The following is a 15,626-nucleotide window of genomic DNA, read 5'->3' as shown; positions in this document are numbered from 1 at the left end:
CAAATAGGGGGGGGGCAAGCAGCCCCCTGCCCGGCTTCACACCGGCAAGACCGTGGTGGATTTGATCTCTTCCATCGACAGCAAGGCGGTCACGTTGAAAATCCGGACTTCGGAAATCAGCGCCTGATAAAAGATGTCATAGGCCCGCGCATTCTTGACCCGCACCTTCAAGATATAGTCGATATCGCCGGCCAGCCGATGCGCTTCCAACACTTCGGGGCGTTCTTGCAGGGCGCGCAGGAATTTGGCTTGCCAATCGGCCTCATGCTCTGACGTGCGGATCAGCACGAAGAAACATGCCTCCAGCCCCAGCGCCTCGGCATCCAGCAAAACCGTCTGGCGCAGGATCACCCCGTCTTGCTTCATCCGCTTGATCCGATTCCACACCGGGGTTTTCGAAGACCCCACTTTGCGGGCGATTTCATCCAGACTTTGGGCTGCATCGTCTTGCATCTCCGCAAGGATTTTCCGATCCATCTCATCCAATCGGGCTGCCATTCCTTATCTCCCTCCAATGCCGGAACAATCTATCCGCAAATATCAATTCATCAAGACATAATTCCTTATCAACACGGGCATATGGCTATTTTATAGAATATTGTTCTATATTCAGGGCAACAACTGCAAGGATATACCATGCCAGACCTGCCCCTGCCCCAAAACGTGACCTTCGTTGGTGCTGGCCCCGGTGCGGCTGCGCATCTGACCCTGGCGGGTTTTCAGGCGCTGCAAACCGCCGAGGTGGTTATCCATGATCGCCTTGTCGGGCCCGAAATTCTTGCACTTATCCCGGCAAATGCCCTGCGGATTGATGTTGGCAAGCAGGGGTTTGCCCCCTCAACCAGTCAGCAGGTGATTGATGCCACCTTGGTCGCGCAGGCGCTGACCGGCAAGCGGGTTATACGCCTCAAGGGGGGCGATTGCGGTGTTTTCGGGCGTCTGGATGAGGAGATGGACGCGCTGCAAGCCGCTGGCCTTGGCTTTACCATTCTGCCCGGACTGACCTCGGCCACCGTCGCCGCTGCAGAAATTGGCCAATCGCTGACCCGCCGGGGCCGCAACACCGCGCTGCGGATTGTCACCGGCCATGACATCGCTGGCTTTGCCGACCATGATTGGGCCGGTATCGCCCGCACCGGCGAGGTTACTGCGGTCTATATGGGCAAGAAGTCGGCCCGCTTCATTCAAGGCCGGTTGCTGATGCATGGCGCGCCCGCCGCGACACCGGTTTCAGTGGTCGCCAATGTCTCGCGCCCGGATCAGCAGATCATCGGCACCACCTTGGCTGACCTGCCCGCCGCCGTGGCCTGCGCCACTGGCCCCACCGTTTTGCTGATCGGCCTCGCCCCCCGCGCCGCCATCCATTCCCTTCCCCAATTGCAAGAGGCCCACGCATGAGCCGCGTTTTTACCCCCAAAGTCATCACCGCCAACGATCTTTTGGCCGGGGATGTGATTTATCTGACCGCTGATGACCAATGGTCGCGCCACCATTCCCAGGCCGAATTGATCGAGGATGAGGCCCACGGTCAATTGCGCCTGCTTGATGCGCAACGCCTTAAAACCGTTGTCGGGGCTTATCTGGCCGAGGCGCGCCAAGGCGCCAATGGCCCCGAGCCTGTTCATTTCCGCGAAGCCTTTCGCACGCGCGGCCCTTCCAATTACCCACATGGCAAGCAAGCGGGGCAATCGCATGTATAATTACACCGCTTTTGATGAGGCCTTCGTGCGCAACCGCACCGCACAATTCGCGGGCCAGGTGGAACGCCGGATTTCGGGCGCGCTGACCGAGGATGAATTTCGGCCCCTGCGGCTGATGAATGGGGTGTATCTGCAGCTACATGCCTATATGCTGCGTGTCGCTATTCCTTATGGTTCGCTCAACCCGCAGAAAATGCGGGCGCTGGCGCAGATTGCCGATAGCTATGACAAAGGCTACGGCCATTTCACCACACGCCAGAATATCCAGTTCAACTGGCCATCGCTGACCGATATTCCGAAAATCCTCTCCGATCTGGCCGATGTCGGCATGCATGCGATCCAAACCAGCGGCAACACCGTGCGCAATGTCACCGCCGATCATTTCGCCGGGGCCGCCGCCGATGAGATCGAAGACCCCCGCCCGGTCGCGGAATTGCTGCGCCAATGGTCGACCGACCACCCGGAATTTCAATTCCTGCCGCGCAAGTTCAAGATCGCCATCACAGGCGCGCCCAATGACCGTGCGGTGACCCGCGCGCATGATATCGGCTTGCGCATGGTGCGCAACGCGGCAGGCGAGCCGGGGTTTGAGGTGATCGTGGGCGGTGGTCTTGGCCGCACGCCGCTGGTCGGCACCACGGTGCGCGACTTTCTGCCAAAGGCCGACCTGCTGCCCTATGTCGAGGCGGTTCTGTCAGTCTACAACATGCTGGGCCGGCGTGACAACAAGTTCAAGGCCCGTATCAAGATCACCCTGCATGAGACTGGAAAGGCAGAGCTTTCCCGCCTGATCGAAGAACGCTTTGCCGAGCTGCGCCCGCAGTTTGGCGGCAATGACCAAGCCCTGCTGACCCAGATCGAGGCCGCCTTTACCACGCCCGTCCTGCGCAAGGCCGACACAGCGGCCTACACCGCCTTTTACAAGGCCGACCCGGTGTTCCGGTCCTGGGCCGATACCAATCTGGCGGCCCATAAAAACCCCGATTACCGCATCGTCACCATCAGTCTGAAAAAGCACGGCGCCACCCCCGGCGATGCAACCTCGGCCCAAATGAGCCTGATCGCCGATCTGTCCGAACGCTTCGGCCATTCCGAAATTCGCATCAGCCATGAACAAAACGTCATCCTGCCGCATGTGCATCTGTCCGACCTGCCCAGCTTGCATGCCGCCCTGCGCGGGTCGGGGCTGGAGACGGCCAATGTCGGGCTGATCTCGGATATCATCGCCTGCCCCGGCATGGATTATTGCGCCTTGGCCACTGCCCGCTCGATCCCCGTGGCGCAGAAAATCGCGACCCGCTTTGACGAGTTGAAACAGGAGCATGAAATCGGCCCGCTGAAAATCAAGATCTCGGGCTGCATCAATGCCTGCGGGCATCACCATGTCGGCCATATCGGGATTTTGGGCCTCGACCGCGCCGGGGTGGAAAACTACCAGATCACCCTTGGGGGCGATGGCACGGAAACGGCTGTGATCGGCGAACGCGCAGGCCCCGGCTTTGCCTATGACGAAATCGTCCCGGCAATAGAGCGCATCATCGCGGCCTATCTTGCGCAACGCCGCAGCCCGGCTGAGACCTTCCTGCAGGCCTATCGTCGGCTTGGCCTTGCCCCGTTCAAGACCGCACTCTACCCGGATGAGGCAAAGCGCGATGCCGCTTGATGGTCAGGCATCCTCCACCGCGGTTCGCATTGCAGGTCTGAACGCCCGCTACCGCCACCATGGCGCAACAGCGGTGCTAGAACATGCCTTGCGCGACCGCGAGGTGGGGCGGGTGGCGCTGGTATCCAGCTTTGGGGCCGAATCAGTGGTTCTGCTGCATCTGCTTTCGGTCATTTCGCCGCATACGCCGGTTTTGTTCATCGACACGCAAATGCTGTTTGCTGAAACAATAGCCTATCAGAAAACGCTCGCTGAAAAGCTCTACCTCACCGACATCCGCCGCCTCAGCCCTGATCCCGCACAGGTAGCGATGGAAGACCCCGACGGCACATTGCACCAATTCAACACCGATGCCTGCTGCGCATTACGCAAGACCGAGGTGCTGGAACGCGCGCTGTCGGGGTTCGATGCCTGGATCACAGGCCGCAAGCGCTATCAATCCGGCACCCGCGCCGAGGTGGAGTTTTTTGAGGCCGACCGTGGCGCGCGGTTGAAGATAAACCCGCTGGCCCATTGGACCCGCGATGATCTGCAAGATTATATCATCAACAACCGTTTGCCGCGCCATCCGCTTGTGGCCAAGGGCTATCCCAGCATTGGCTGCGCCCCCTGCACCAGCGCGGTGAAACCGGGCGAAGACCCACGCGCAGGCCGTTGGCGTGGAACGGAAAAAACCGAATGTGGGATTCATGTTGTCAACGGCAGAATGGTCCGAATATCAGCAAAGGAAACAAGATGACTGTTATCGTCACCGACACCGGGTTTCACCTTGAGCCCCCGATCCCCGCCTTCACCTCTCTGGCGCAATTGCCCTTTCATGAAGGCGCAATAGACCTTGCCAACAGCGACGATCCGGCAGCATTGGCCCCCTATCTGACCGACCTGCGCCTGATCCGCATCGACTTCCCCAGCTTTGCCGATGGGCGCGGCTTTACGCTGGCCCGGCGGTTGCGGATGATGGGGTTCAAGGGCCGGTTGCGGGCGCGCGGCCATGTGCTGGCCGATCAATATACAATGGCGCGGCGCGTGGGTTTTGATGAGGTGGAAATCAGCGATGATCTGGCAATCCGCCAACCCGTCGCGCACTGGCTGGCCCGCGCCGATTGGCAAACCCATGACCATCAGTCGCGGTTGCGGGCCGGTTGACGGCTTGCCCCCTGACATAGATCAAAGCTAGACACTGCATACCGGTTTAAAGCCGGGGAGTATGTTAATGACCGAAAGCCTTACCGTGACCGACGCAATTGCAAAAACCGCCCCAAAGCCCGCCAAGCCACACCTGCCTGATGCGCAGGTCGTGACATCCGTAAAGCACTGGACCGACCGGCTGTTTTCTTTCCGCGTCACGCGCCCGCAATCCTTGCGGTTTCGTTCGGGCGAATTCGTGATGATCGGCTTGATGGGCGATAACGGCAAACCCTTGCTACGCGCCTATTCCATCGCCTCGCCCAATTGGGATGAGGAGTTGGAGTTCTACTCGATCAAAGTGCCCGATGGCCCGCTGACCAGCAAGCTGCAGCATATCAAGGAAGGCGATGAGATAATCTTGCGCCCGAAACCCGTTGGAACCTTGGTGCATGATGCCTTGCTGCCGGGCAAACGGGTGTGGTTTTTGGCCACCGGCACCGGCATTGCCCCCTTTGCCAGCCTGATGCGCGACCCCGAAACCTATGAGAAATACGATCAGGTCATCATGATGCACACCTGCCGGGAGGCGGATGAGCTGGAATATGGCCGCCAACTGGTCGAAGATCTGCAAAATGACGAGCTGATCGGGGAAATGGTCGAAGGCAAGCTGCTGTATTACCCGACAACCACCCGCCAGCAAACAGCGCAGATGGGGCGGATCACCGATAATCTGACATCTGGAAAAGTATTTGAAGACCTGAATCTGCCGCCGATGAACCCTGCCGAAGACCGCGCGATGGTATGCGGCTCGCTGGCGTTCAACATTGATGTAAAGGCGGTGCTAGAGGGCTTTGGCCTGCGCGAAGGCGCAAATTCCGAGCCGCTGGAATATGTGGTCGAAAAAGCCTTTGTCGGCGAAGGCATTTAATCAAAAGCCCAACAATCAAAAGCCCAGGGCCCGCATGTCAAGAAAGCCGCGCAACATCTTGCGCGGCTTTCTTGTTTATCCAAAGATCAAAGCCCCAAAGCGGCTTTCACTTGATCCAGCACACCTTGCAACAGCAGCGGGTTGCCTGCCGCGCCATCCACCAGCGATTTCAGGTTGGCCTTTGTGCCGGCATCCATGGACGAAGCGTCAATCATCGCCCCCACCTTGGCGGCATCAAAATTCGTGGCATCGAACAGCTTGGCCGGGTCAACCGTGCCGGCGGCAGCGTCAGCGGCGGCCTTTGCCTCAGCTTCGGCCTTGGCAGCAGCATCTGCAGCAGCTTTTGCAGCTTCCTCAGCGGCCGCTTTTGCCTCTTCCTGGGCTTTGGCCGCGGCCTCGGCGACGGCTTTCTCAGCGGCCTCAGCCGCAGCTTTTGCTTCCGCCGCAGCGGCTGCCGCTTTTTCTTCTGCAGCTTTGGCCGCAGCCTCTTCGGCTGCTTTCAGCTCCTCGGCGGCTTTGGCGGCGGCTTCTTCGGCAGCCTTCAGCGCAGCCTCTTCAGCAGCCTTGGCGGCCTCCTCTGCGGCTTTCGCGGCATCTTCGGCTTTTGCCTTGGCTTCCTGCGCGGCTTGTTGCGCCGCTTGCTGTGCTGGTTCATAGCTGAACTTGTAATAGCCAATCCCGGCCACAACGATCAGGGCTGCGCCCAGAAGTACGCTCTTGTTCATTTCACATTCTCCCAATGCCAGTAAGCACTGGCGGTTATTGCGCCTACATGACAGAAACCCACGGAATTGAAAAGACTTTGCCGTATTGCCGCACCCCATCGGGCATGTTTCGACCGAAAGGTGTTGAACTACGCGGCCCAGAGGTCTATTTTATGCCGCGTGGGGGCAATGCCCCTGCACCGTTATCAATGAAAGAAGGAAGCAAACCATAGCCCGCAGACCCCACAACGCCCCGCCGCAACGCGATACGGGCCCCCGCGTGAACGACCGCATTCGCAGCCCCGAGATTCGCCTGATTGGCGCAGACGGGGAAAACGTTGGCGTTGTTACGCCAGCCCGCGCGATGGCCATGGCCGAGGAGGCCGGGCTTGACTTGGTTGAAATCTCGCCCAATGCGGAACCGCCGGTCTGCAAGATCATGGACTTCGGCAAATTCAAGTATGAGCAGCAAAAGCGCGAGGCTGAGGCCCGCAAAAAGCAGCACATCATTGAAATCAAGGAAATCAAGTTTCGTCCCGGCACGGACAAGCATGACTATGATGTCAAGATGCGCTCGGTGCTGAAATTCCTGAGCGAAGGCGACAAGGTTAAAGTGACCCTGCGCTTTCGGGGTCGCGAAATGGCGCACCAGCAGCTTGGTCTGGAATTGCTGAACCGTGTCGCAGATGAAGTGATCGCGGAAGAGGCCGGCAAGCTGGAAAGCTTTCCCAAGCTGGAAGGCCGCCAGATGGTGATGATGATCGGGCCAAAGTAATCGCCCCGTCATGCAAGGTTGCAAACGGGGTCGGCCTGTGTACCACCCCCCCGCGATAAAAGCCTACGACCACAAGAGCAGCCATTAAATTGGCTGCTTTTTTCTTTTTATTTCACATTATGTTTGCGCCGGACAAGGCAATAACTCTTGCACAAATCTTCTTCGCCTACAGCGCTTCAGGAAAGACCTCAAACACAGCCCTTCGCATAACACGTTGAAAACTTTGATGTCAGACAGCAATCTGTGAGTGATGTTCAAGACGAAACGCCTCAGCGTTCAGGGGCAGAAAGCACTTCGCGCCTGATCTGCTGCAACAGATCAGGCGCGAAATCAAAACGAGAGAGTTCTTGCAATGTGATGATCAGCAGCCACCCCAAGATTGGTTGACCGCAAACCGCAGCAATCACTACTCAGGCGGCGCGTGACATCAACACGTCATCAACAGTCTTTTGTGCGCCTTTTTCATCAACGCCCGATACTGCCGCGACTTCACGGGTCAACCGCTCCAACGCGGCCTCATAGAGCTGGCGCTCGGAATAGGACTGCTCGCGCTGGTCATCGGTGCGGTGCAGGTCACGCACCACTTCGGCAATCGACAGTAGATCACCCGAGTTGATCTTTTGTTCGTATTCCTGCGCGCGGCGCGACCACATCGCACGCTTGACGCGGGCTTTGCCCTTGAGCGTATCAAGCGCCTTGGTAATCAAATCCGGCGATGACAGCGACCGCATGCCGATTTCGGTGGCCTTATGGGTCGGAACGCGCAACGTCATCTTGTCCTTTTCAAAGGAGATGACGAAAAGCTCCATATGCAGACCTGCAATTTCCTGTTCTTCAATGGATATGATACGGCCAACCCCATGGGCGGGGTACACAACAAACTCATCAGGGCGAAACTCAGGCTTTTTGGTCTTTGTCATAGGATCATTTCCTTACTATTGCTCAGCTCGGACAGGCACCCGTTCGGACAAAAAACACCGCACGCGGTCATAATGACCCCGACGATGGTAAAAATTATCCAGAAATATCCCCCATATGCAAGCAGCGCGGGGTTCGGCGTGACGGTCCTTGGTTGTCTGCTGCGCATCTATAACACAGAATCACCCCGATTCCAACAAGATAAGAATCGGCACACCGCAGGAAGAACCCCTGAAGCAGCGGGGGTGCAAGCTCATCCAGCCTTTTGCAACCCGAGGCCGAGTGGCAGCTTAGCCGCCGTCGCCCGGCTTTGCCGAGAAGTACTTGGTAACCTTATCCAACTCGCCGTCGCGGTCTTCATAGCCGGGCAACGGATCTTTTTTGGTCACGATCACGGGCCAAAGATCAGCATATTTGCGGTTGAATTCAACCCACTTTTCCATATCCGGCTCGGTATCGGGGCGAATGGCATCGGCGGGGCATTCCGGTTCGCAAACGCCGCAGTCAATGCACTCATCAGGATGGATAACCAGCATGTTTTCCCCCTCATAAAAGCAGTCCACGGGGCAAACCTCAACACAATCAGTGTATTTGCAGGCGATGCAATTGTCGATCACGATATAGGTCATGGCAGGCCTTGTCTTTGTACGGTGTCTCTGAGGTATTTTCTGGCAGGCGCGTCGGTATTGGGATTGTGGATAAATCACCCAAGCCGATCATTCAAGCGGGGAAGAGGTCGCAGGGGCGATTGGCGCAAGATCAAGATACAGCGTCTGTGCCTCGGTTGCCGGGCCACGGCGGGTGCCGGGGGCAAGCACACGGATGACGCGGGCCTGATCGCCCATCGGAAACGTAAGAACATCGCCGGGGCGAACCACATGGCCGGGCTTGGATTGGCGCTGCCCGTTCAGCCGCACGCGGCCCTTGGTTATGACAGCCGAAGCAAGCGCACGTGTTTTGAAAAAACGCGCATAAAACAACCATTTGTCGAGACGCATGGTTTCGTGCCCGTTTTCGGCAGTATCGGCGGGCTTTGCGCCCGCCGTGGTGTCGTTGCGACCCGCCAAAGGGTCAGATCTTGCCCTTCAGGGCAGCAAGTGCCGCGAAAGGATTATCGGGGTCGATTTTTTTCTCGGTCCGTGCGGGGCGGGATTCATATTTCTGCGGGGCGTTTTGCGGTGGCTTTCCGCCTTTTTTACCCTTGCCCTTGAAACCGCCCTCGGGGCGTGGGCCCCGACCACCTTCGGGGCGGCCAGCGTCATTGCGGCCACCGGCAGCAGCTTCAGTACGGGGGGGGCGTCGCCCCCTGCCCTGCGCCACGTTCGCTGCGCTTGGCGCCATCATGCTTGGTGCCGTCACGCTTGGCCCCGTCACGCCGGCCCCTTTCGCGCTTTTCGCCATCACGGGGCTGAGCTGCAGCACCTTCCGGCCTTGCGTCAGGGCGTTGCGGGCGGCGGTCGGCACGCGGGCGCGGGGCCCATGTGAAAGTGATAAAGCTTTCCATTTCAACAGCGGCTTCGGCAGCGGGCGCGGCGGCGGTGCTTTCGGCGGTGCTTTCGGGGGCAGCTTGGGCGGGGCTGTCTGGCGTGGGCTCTGCGCCTGGCGCGGGTGCCTGGGCCGGAACGTCATCCGGAACGATGATTTTTGACGCGGCCGCTGCCAAAGCTGCGGCTTCGGCAATCGCCTCGGCGGTCAGCTCTTTGGGGGCTGGCGGTTTAGCCTTTGGTCGCTCGGCCTTTTCGCCCTTGTAGCCCAGACCCGTCATCAAATCAGCAAACTGATCCAGCGTCATGCCTGTGATCGACAGCATGTCGGGGATTGCTTCAAACCCGCCGCGGCTGTCTTGGCCGCGCAAAAGATCGGCAAGACGTTCAAGCATGTCGATGCGGATCGCGCGGCTGCCTGCGGGGCGATAGCCTGCCAGCGTGTAGTGCTGCATTGGCACATCTGGGATGTTCGGGATGGTCACCAAACCGGGCGGCGGGCTTTCGGGAAATTCCTGCAAGCCATTGGCAAGCGACCATAAAACCAGCCGCAAACGGGTAGGCGCGGGTTTCAGCAAAAGCTGTTGAAAGATGGTATATTGCCCAAAGCGGATGCCATGCTTGCGCAACTGGCCGCGCGCCTCCTGGTCCAGCGCCTTGACGTCTTCGGCCACAGTCTCACGCGGCAATATCCCCAAGGCTTCGACCATCTGAAACGCAAAGCCGCGCGCCATGCCGGTCAGGGTTTCATCCCGGCTCATGTTCAACAGGGGTTCAAACAAGGTCGCCACCTTGCGGTCGATAAAATGCTGCAAGCGGCGCTTTACCTTTTCAGCGATTTCGGGGCCCGCGTCCTCGTCTACAAACGCCTCGACACCGGGGCGCAGGGCGTCGGCCCCGGCGACCAGCTTACCAATCGCAGAATTGCCCCACATGAGGCCGCCCTGCTCGGTAAAATCCAGCTCGGTATCGGGCGCGTTATAGAACCTGTCCGCGCGCAGGTGGAATTCAGGCTTTAGCGCCTGCAGCGCCGCCATGCGCAGCGTGCGCGCCTCATCTGCCGTGGCGGTAAAATCCTGGCGAAACCGGAAGCCTTCCAGCTTGCCGACAAATTCGCCTTCTACCGTCACTTCGCCTTTGTCATTCACCTCGGCCACAAGGCTCTCCTTCTGCTTCAACCGGCGCATGAGCACAGAAGTGCGCCGATCAACAAATCGTTGGGTCAGCCCGGCATGAAGCGCGTCTGACAAGCGGTCTTCTACAGCCCTCGTCTCTTGCCGCCAATGGGCTTCGTCTGCAACCCAATTCTTGCGTTGGGCAACATAAGTCCAGGTGCGAATAAAGGCCAGGCGCTTGGATAAAGTGTCAATGTCGCCCTCGGTCCGGTCAATACGCTTGATTTGGGCCGCCATCCAATCGGCGGGAATCTGCCCTTTGCGCAAATATTCGAACAAACCTTGCAGCAGCGTCGCGTGTTCGGTGCTGGAAATGCCGCGAAAATCAGGGATGCGGCAGACGTCCCACAAAAGCCGCACATCTTGCGGCGTTTTAACGTGATCATGAATTTCGGGTAGCGCCCACAAGGCCTTAAGGGCGATCACATCATCCGCGTCGCGGGCGCGTGACAGCCATTCAACATCTGTATGCCGCTCCAACGCCGCAATCAGACGGGGGATCGTGCCGAATTCAAGCTGCTCATTGCGCCAGGACAGTTTGCGCACAGGGTCAAAGCGGTGATCCTCGATCGCGCCCACCACTTCATCACTCAGGGGGCGCGCCTCGCCCGTGACGCCAAAACTGCCTGCGGTCATATGCCGCCCTGCGCGGCCTGCGATTTGCGCCAGCTCTTGCGGAAAAAGCGCGCGCATCCGGCGGCCATCGAATTTGACGGTCGATGAGAAGGCGACGTGATGGATATCAAGGTTCAACCCCATGCCGATCGCATCGGTCGCGACCAGATAATCGACATCGCGGTTTTGGTACATCTCTACCTGCGCGTTGCGGGTGCGCGGCGACAACGCCCCCATGACCACCGCGCAGCCGCCTTTGGTACGGCGGATCAGTTCGGCGATGGCATAGACATTTTCAACCGAAAACCCGACGATTGCGCTGCGTTCCGGCATCCGGCTCAGCTTTTTCGACCCGGAATAGGTCAGTTCCGATAGCCGGGGCCGCGCCATGAACTGCACCCCCGGCACCAGGGCGGCAATCGCGGGGCGCATGGTGTCGGCCCCCAGAAACAGGGTTTCATGCAATCCGCGCGCGCGCAAAAGGCGGTCGGTAAACACATGGCCACGTTCGGCATCGGCGCAAAGCTGGATCTCGTCAATGGCGATGAAATCGGCGCCGATCTCCAGCGGCATCGCCTCGACCGTGCAGACCCAGTATTGGGTGCGGTCGGGGACAATGCGTTCCTCACCCGTGACCAGGGCCACCACGCCCGGCCCCCGCAGGGCGACGATTCGGTCATAGACTTCGCGCGCAAGCAGGCGCAGCGGCAGGCCGATAACCCCCGTGCGGTGGCCCAGCATCCGTTCAATTGCGTAATGGGTTTTGCCGGTGTTGGTCGGTCCCAGAACCGCCACCACCCGCGCTGTACTGCGCATAGGATCTGGCCTGTGTTACATTTCTTGCCCGGCGGCCATAGCTTGCAGCCGGTCTACCGCGTCCCTTACCCCGTCCAGATTGGGATGTATAGCAAGCGCTGCCTTGTAAAGCTGCAAGGCGCGTGCGGGCTGGTCGGTATCTTCAAGGATACGGGCAAACCCCGCCAATGCCCCGAAATGCCGGGGATTAAGTGCCAGAACGTGCTGAATATCGGCCACCGAGGGCCCGAAACTGCCAACCTGAAAATAGGCGGTGGCCCGCCCGTTCCAGCCTTCGGCGAAATCGGGGGCGTGGTCAATAAGCGCGGTAAAGTGGTCAATTGCAGCCGCAACATCCCCCGCCTCCATCGCATCGCGCCCCCGTTGCAGCAATAAATCCATCGCCGCGGAACCCGATTTTGACCACTCGCGCCAAATCTGCCGCTCTATCCGCCCGGCGGGGCCGGGTTCAGCCGTTTGCAGCTTGTCAAACAGCTCATCCAGCCCTGCCCCCGAGGCTGGCAAGGCCACAAGCCCCACAAGAATCGGAAAAAGTGCCGCAACGATACGATTGTTAAATGGGCGCAGTGGTTTCATACAGTTAACTGTAGCGTGTGCTTTGGGAAAAGCCATATCCCACGGCTCACTTTCAGGCGAGGATGGAAAGGAAATTCGATGAGTGCTGTGATTGATACCGCCGTGGTGGCTCTGACCAAAAAAGTGCAAACCTTTAACGGCGTTGCGAAATTTGTCGTAAAGGGCGAAGGCGCCATCATGATCGACGAGACCGGCGTAAGGGCGGGCGATGAAGACGCGGATGTTACACTGACAGCAAGTGCCGAAGTGTTTCAGGCGATTCTGGAAGGGGATATGAACCCGACCACAGCCTTCATGACCGGCAGATTGTCGGTTGATGGGTCAATGGGGCTGGCGATGAAACTGGCCTCGGCGCTTGGCTGATGCCCAACGCCCCGCTTTTCAACGATCTGGCGCAGGGCCCGGATGACGGGGGCGCCTATTGGGTGACGGCCAGCGATGGCGTGCGGTTGCGCATGGCGGTTTGGCCGAAAGGCGAAAAGGGAACGGTTTTGCTGTTTCCGGGGCGGACAGAATACATTGAAAAATACGGCCGCGCGGCTGCTGAATTTGGTGCGCGCGGCTATGCCAGCGTGGTCGTTGACTGGCGCGGCCAAGGGCTGTCTGACCGGCCCACGCCGGATCACATGCTTGGCCATGTTGAACGATTTTCCAACTATCAAAACGACTTGGCAGCCGTTCTTGCCAAACTGCATGAGCTTGGGCAACCCGGCCCCTTCTTTCTGGTGGCCCATTCGATGGGCGGCTGCATTGGATTGCGGGCCCTGACCCGCGGCTTGGATGTCAAGGCGGCCGCGTTTTCGGCCCCGATGTGGGGGATTCGCTTTTCGCCGGGGGTTGCGCCGCTGGCGCGCTGCTTGTCACATGGCGCGCGCGTGCTTGGCCAGGGCCAGCGCTATGCGCCCGGCACCAATGGCGCGACCTATGTCAAGATCGCGCCATTTGTGGGCAATGTGTTGACGCGCGATGCGGAAACCTATGCCTGGATGCAAAATCAGGTCGCGCAAAAGCCGGAACTGGCCTTGGGGGGCCCCGGTTTGCATTGGCTGGATGAGGCGCTGCGCGAATGTCGTGATCTGGCGAGGCTACCCGCGCCCGATCTGCCGTGCCTGTGTTTCTTGGGGGCCGAGGAAAAGGTCGTTGATCCCGCGCCCGTTGCTGTCCGTATGGCAAACTGGCCCAAAGGTCGGCTTGAACTGGTGCCGCATGCCGAACATGAAATCATGATGGAAATCCCATCAACCCGCCGCCGATTTTATGATCTGACAACCGCACTGTTTGCGCAATCCAGCTAGGGCCTGTTGCGCCTGGTCAGGTTCCCGTATTCAGCCAATTCACCTTTGGGCAGATGCATCCTCAATTGCCCATGACGCCCGCCAAGGCGTTTCAAAGGCCCCTGCACATATGTAAACCAAAGCGGAAAACGCTTCAATCCTTGGGCAAAAGCCTGTGCGCGTCTTTGGGCTCGGCCAGCAAAGAAATCAATGATATTCTGCGCCGCCATCATTCCCATGCGCCGAAACGCCCCATCCGAAAGCGTCGCGGCATGGGGGGTCAAGATCACATTCGGCGTGTGGCGCATTGGGGCGTCCATCGGCAAGGGTTCCTGCACCGTCACATCCAGCCCCGCGCCGCCCAGATGGCCGGAGTTCAGCGCGGCAATCAAGGCGGCCTCGTCGATCAACCCGCCCCGCGCGCAGTTCACCACCATCGCCCCTTGGGGCATGCGGGCAAAAGCCTCGGCATCCAGCAGGTTCTGGGTTTGGGCGGTAAGCGGGCAATGCAGGCTGATAATATCGGCCTGCGTCAAGGCTTTGTCAAAATCGGGGGCAACGGGATAGCCCAGATGGCGGGCCTCTTTCAGGTCACGCGAATGGATGGTCACGGCCATGCCCAAAACCTTGGCCAACGCGGCCACACGTTTGCCGCTTGCCCCAAAGCCCACAACCAGCAAGCGCCGCCCTTCCAGCCCTTGCACGGGCGGCATTGGCCCGCCCGGCACCGCTGCGCGTTGTCCATCCAGATTGCGGGCCAAGGCCAGCATCAACATCAGCGCCTGTTCGGCCACGGCACTGGCATTGGCGCCGGGGGTGTTCATCACCGCCACCCCTGCCGCTGCGGCCGCCGCCATCGGGATGTTATCGACGCCAACACCATGTTTGGAAACAAGCGAGAATTGCACCACCTCTGCCGCTGTAATCGCACGGGTCCGCACCAGCAGCGCATCGGCGGGTTGAAACGGCGCGGCCGGGCCGATCACCTCAAACCCCTGGGCGCGCAGCAAGGCTACCGCATCGGCGTGGACTGGTTCGGTGATCAGAACGAGGCGGCCCATCACAGCGAAATCTGCGAAAAGCCGTCGCGCAGCGCGGTCGACCAGGCTTCAGACATTGCACGGAAACTTTCATCCCCCGGCTCTATGCGGCGACGTTGGCTGATCTTGCAGCTATCACGTTCGATCACCGCCAGATCAAGCGGCATCCCCACCGTCAGATTCGAGCGCAGCGTCGAATCCATCGACAACAGCACCGCTTTTTGTGCATCTTTCAGGCTGGTTCGCGTTGTCACCACGCGGTCAAGAATGGGTTTGCCGTATTTATGCTCACCGATTTGCAGGAACGGGGTGTCTTCGGTCGCCTCGATGTAATTTCCCTCGGGATAGATCAGAAACATCCGCATTTCGTCCCCTTTGCGTTGTCCGGCAACGATCATCGACGCCGAAACCCCTTGCGACATCGCCAGCTTTTGGTCCACATCGGCCCGCACTTCGGCCAGTTTCGCACCGACGATATCCGCTACCTTTAACATGGTCGGCGCCTTCATCAGTGAGGTTTCTTCGCTGGCATTCGGGTCATCCGCAATTTCACGCAACCGCGCCATCGTCGTTTGCGTAACCGACAGGCTGCCCGCCGTCAGAACAATGATCACACGCTCGCCCGGTTCCTCGAACACGAACATTTTGCGATAGGTCGCGATATTGTCCAGGCCCGCATTGGTACGGGTATCGGACAACAGCACAATGCCTGCATCCAGCAAAAGGCCAACACAATAGGTCATGGGATGCTCCGCTGCTCGGGAAATGGGATCGGATGCGCAAACAGCTAAAGCCCGCTTTGCCGAACTGCAAGCTGAACCTGACACAAG

At 59.3% G+C, this 15,626-nt stretch carries 18 protein-coding genes; 9 read left to right on the top strand and 9 right to left on the bottom strand.

Features of this window, described 5'->3' with window-relative positions:
• Window positions 1–36: 36 nt before the first annotated feature.
• A complete protein-coding gene (locus VDP61_RS03930) occupies window positions 37–498 on the bottom strand; it encodes an Lrp/AsnC family transcriptional regulator (RefSeq protein ID WP_323005639.1) in 462 nt (153 codons plus the stop codon).
• A gap of 138 nt (window positions 499–636) precedes the next feature.
• Here VDP61_RS03930 and cobA point away from each other — a divergent pair, with 138 nt between their 5' ends.
• From cobA to VDP61_RS03900, 6 genes are all read left to right on the top strand, one after another.
• Window positions 637–1,398, top strand: coding sequence for a uroporphyrinogen-III C-methyltransferase (gene cobA, locus VDP61_RS03925; protein WP_323005638.1), 762 nt, complete (start codon window positions 637–639; stop codon window positions 1,396–1,398).
• Window positions 1,395–1,700, top strand: coding sequence for a DUF2849 domain-containing protein (locus VDP61_RS03920; protein WP_323005637.1), 306 nt, complete (start codon window positions 1,395–1,397; stop codon window positions 1,698–1,700). The genes cobA and VDP61_RS03920 overlap by 4 nt, the downstream gene beginning before the upstream one ends.
• Window positions 1,693–3,363, top strand: coding sequence for a nitrite/sulfite reductase (locus VDP61_RS03915; RefSeq protein WP_323005636.1), 1,671 nt, complete (start codon window positions 1,693–1,695; stop codon window positions 3,361–3,363). Before VDP61_RS03920 ends, VDP61_RS03915 begins: the two co-directional genes overlap by 8 nt.
• Complete coding sequence (locus VDP61_RS03910) at window positions 3,353–4,102, top strand: phosphoadenylyl-sulfate reductase (RefSeq protein WP_323005635.1); 750 nt, start codon at window positions 3,353–3,355, stop codon at window positions 4,100–4,102. Before VDP61_RS03915 ends, VDP61_RS03910 begins: the two co-directional genes overlap by 11 nt.
• Complete coding sequence (locus VDP61_RS03905) at window positions 4,099–4,509, top strand: DUF934 domain-containing protein (RefSeq protein WP_323005634.1); 411 nt, start codon at window positions 4,099–4,101, stop codon at window positions 4,507–4,509. Before VDP61_RS03910 ends, VDP61_RS03905 begins: the two co-directional genes overlap by 4 nt.
• 67 nt (window positions 4,510–4,576) lie before the next feature.
• A complete protein-coding gene (locus tag VDP61_RS03900; protein ID WP_323005633.1) occupies window positions 4,577–5,419 on the top strand; it encodes a ferredoxin--NADP reductase in 843 nt (280 codons plus the stop codon).
• Window positions 5,420–5,505: 86 nt separating this feature from the next.
• Here VDP61_RS03900 and VDP61_RS03895 read toward each other — a convergent pair whose 3' ends face one another.
• On the bottom strand, window positions 5,506–6,144 hold the full coding sequence (locus VDP61_RS03895) for a hypothetical protein (RefSeq protein WP_323005632.1): 639 nt from the start codon (window positions 6,142–6,144) through the stop codon (window positions 5,506–5,508).
• A 208-nt stretch (window positions 6,145–6,352) separates the two neighbouring features.
• On the opposite strand from VDP61_RS03895, the gene infC reads away from it, so the two are divergent.
• Entirely contained in the window at window positions 6,353–6,898 is a 546-nt protein-coding gene (gene infC / locus VDP61_RS03890; protein WP_415234263.1) for a translation initiation factor IF-3, read from the top strand.
• Between the two features lie 410 nt (window positions 6,899–7,308).
• Here the strand turns inward: infC and VDP61_RS03885 are convergent, their stop codons facing one another.
• From VDP61_RS03885 to VDP61_RS03865, 5 genes are all read right to left on the bottom strand, one after another.
• Window positions 7,309–7,818, bottom strand: a complete 510-nt coding sequence (locus VDP61_RS03885; protein ID WP_323005630.1) for a CarD family transcriptional regulator — start codon at window positions 7,816–7,818, stop codon at window positions 7,309–7,311.
• Window positions 7,819–8,106: 288 nt separating this feature from the next.
• Window positions 8,107–8,445, bottom strand: a complete 339-nt coding sequence (gene fdxA, locus VDP61_RS03880) for a ferredoxin FdxA (protein WP_323005629.1) — start codon at window positions 8,443–8,445, stop codon at window positions 8,107–8,109.
• Between the two features lie 87 nt (window positions 8,446–8,532).
• Window positions 8,533–8,814, bottom strand: a complete 282-nt coding sequence (locus VDP61_RS03875; RefSeq protein WP_323005677.1) for an RNA-binding S4 domain-containing protein — start codon at window positions 8,812–8,814, stop codon at window positions 8,533–8,535.
• Window positions 8,815–9,098: 284 nt separating this feature from the next.
• Window positions 9,099–11,906 (bottom strand): helicase-related protein, encoded by a 2,808-nt coding sequence (locus tag VDP61_RS03870; RefSeq protein ID WP_323005628.1) that lies wholly within the window; start codon window positions 11,904–11,906, stop codon window positions 9,099–9,101.
• Window positions 11,907–11,921: 15 nt separating this feature from the next.
• A complete protein-coding gene (locus VDP61_RS03865; RefSeq protein ID WP_323005627.1) occupies window positions 11,922–12,482 on the bottom strand; it encodes a tetratricopeptide repeat protein in 561 nt (186 codons plus the stop codon).
• Between the two features lie 78 nt (window positions 12,483–12,560).
• On the opposite strand from VDP61_RS03865, the gene VDP61_RS03860 reads away from it, so the two are divergent.
• Window positions 12,561–12,845: an SCP2 sterol-binding domain-containing protein gene (locus VDP61_RS03860; protein ID WP_323005626.1), complete on the top strand. Its 285-nt coding sequence runs from the start codon at window positions 12,561–12,563 to the stop codon at window positions 12,843–12,845.
• Entirely contained in the window at window positions 12,845–13,777 is a 933-nt protein-coding gene (locus VDP61_RS03855; RefSeq protein WP_323005625.1) for an alpha/beta hydrolase, read from the top strand. The genes VDP61_RS03860 and VDP61_RS03855 overlap by 1 nt, the downstream gene beginning before the upstream one ends.
• On the opposite strand, the gene VDP61_RS03850 is transcribed toward VDP61_RS03855, so the two are convergent.
• Together VDP61_RS03850 and VDP61_RS03845 are read right to left on the bottom strand one after the other, a co-directional pair.
• Window positions 13,774–14,817: an NAD(P)-dependent oxidoreductase gene (locus tag VDP61_RS03850; protein ID WP_323005676.1), complete on the bottom strand. Its 1,044-nt coding sequence runs from the start codon at window positions 14,815–14,817 to the stop codon at window positions 13,774–13,776. The genes VDP61_RS03855 and VDP61_RS03850 overlap by 4 nt on opposite strands.
• Entirely contained in the window at window positions 14,817–15,539 is a 723-nt protein-coding gene (locus VDP61_RS03845) for a proteasome-type protease (protein ID WP_323005624.1), read from the bottom strand. Before VDP61_RS03845 ends, VDP61_RS03850 begins: the two co-directional genes overlap by 1 nt.
• Window positions 15,540–15,626: the final 87 nt, after the last annotated feature.

Source organism: Pseudorhodobacter sp. (assembly GCF_034675685.1).
Lineage (GTDB): Bacteria > Pseudomonadota > Alphaproteobacteria > Rhodobacterales > Rhodobacteraceae > Pseudorhodobacter.
This window is presented reverse-complemented; position numbering and strand designations above follow the sequence as displayed.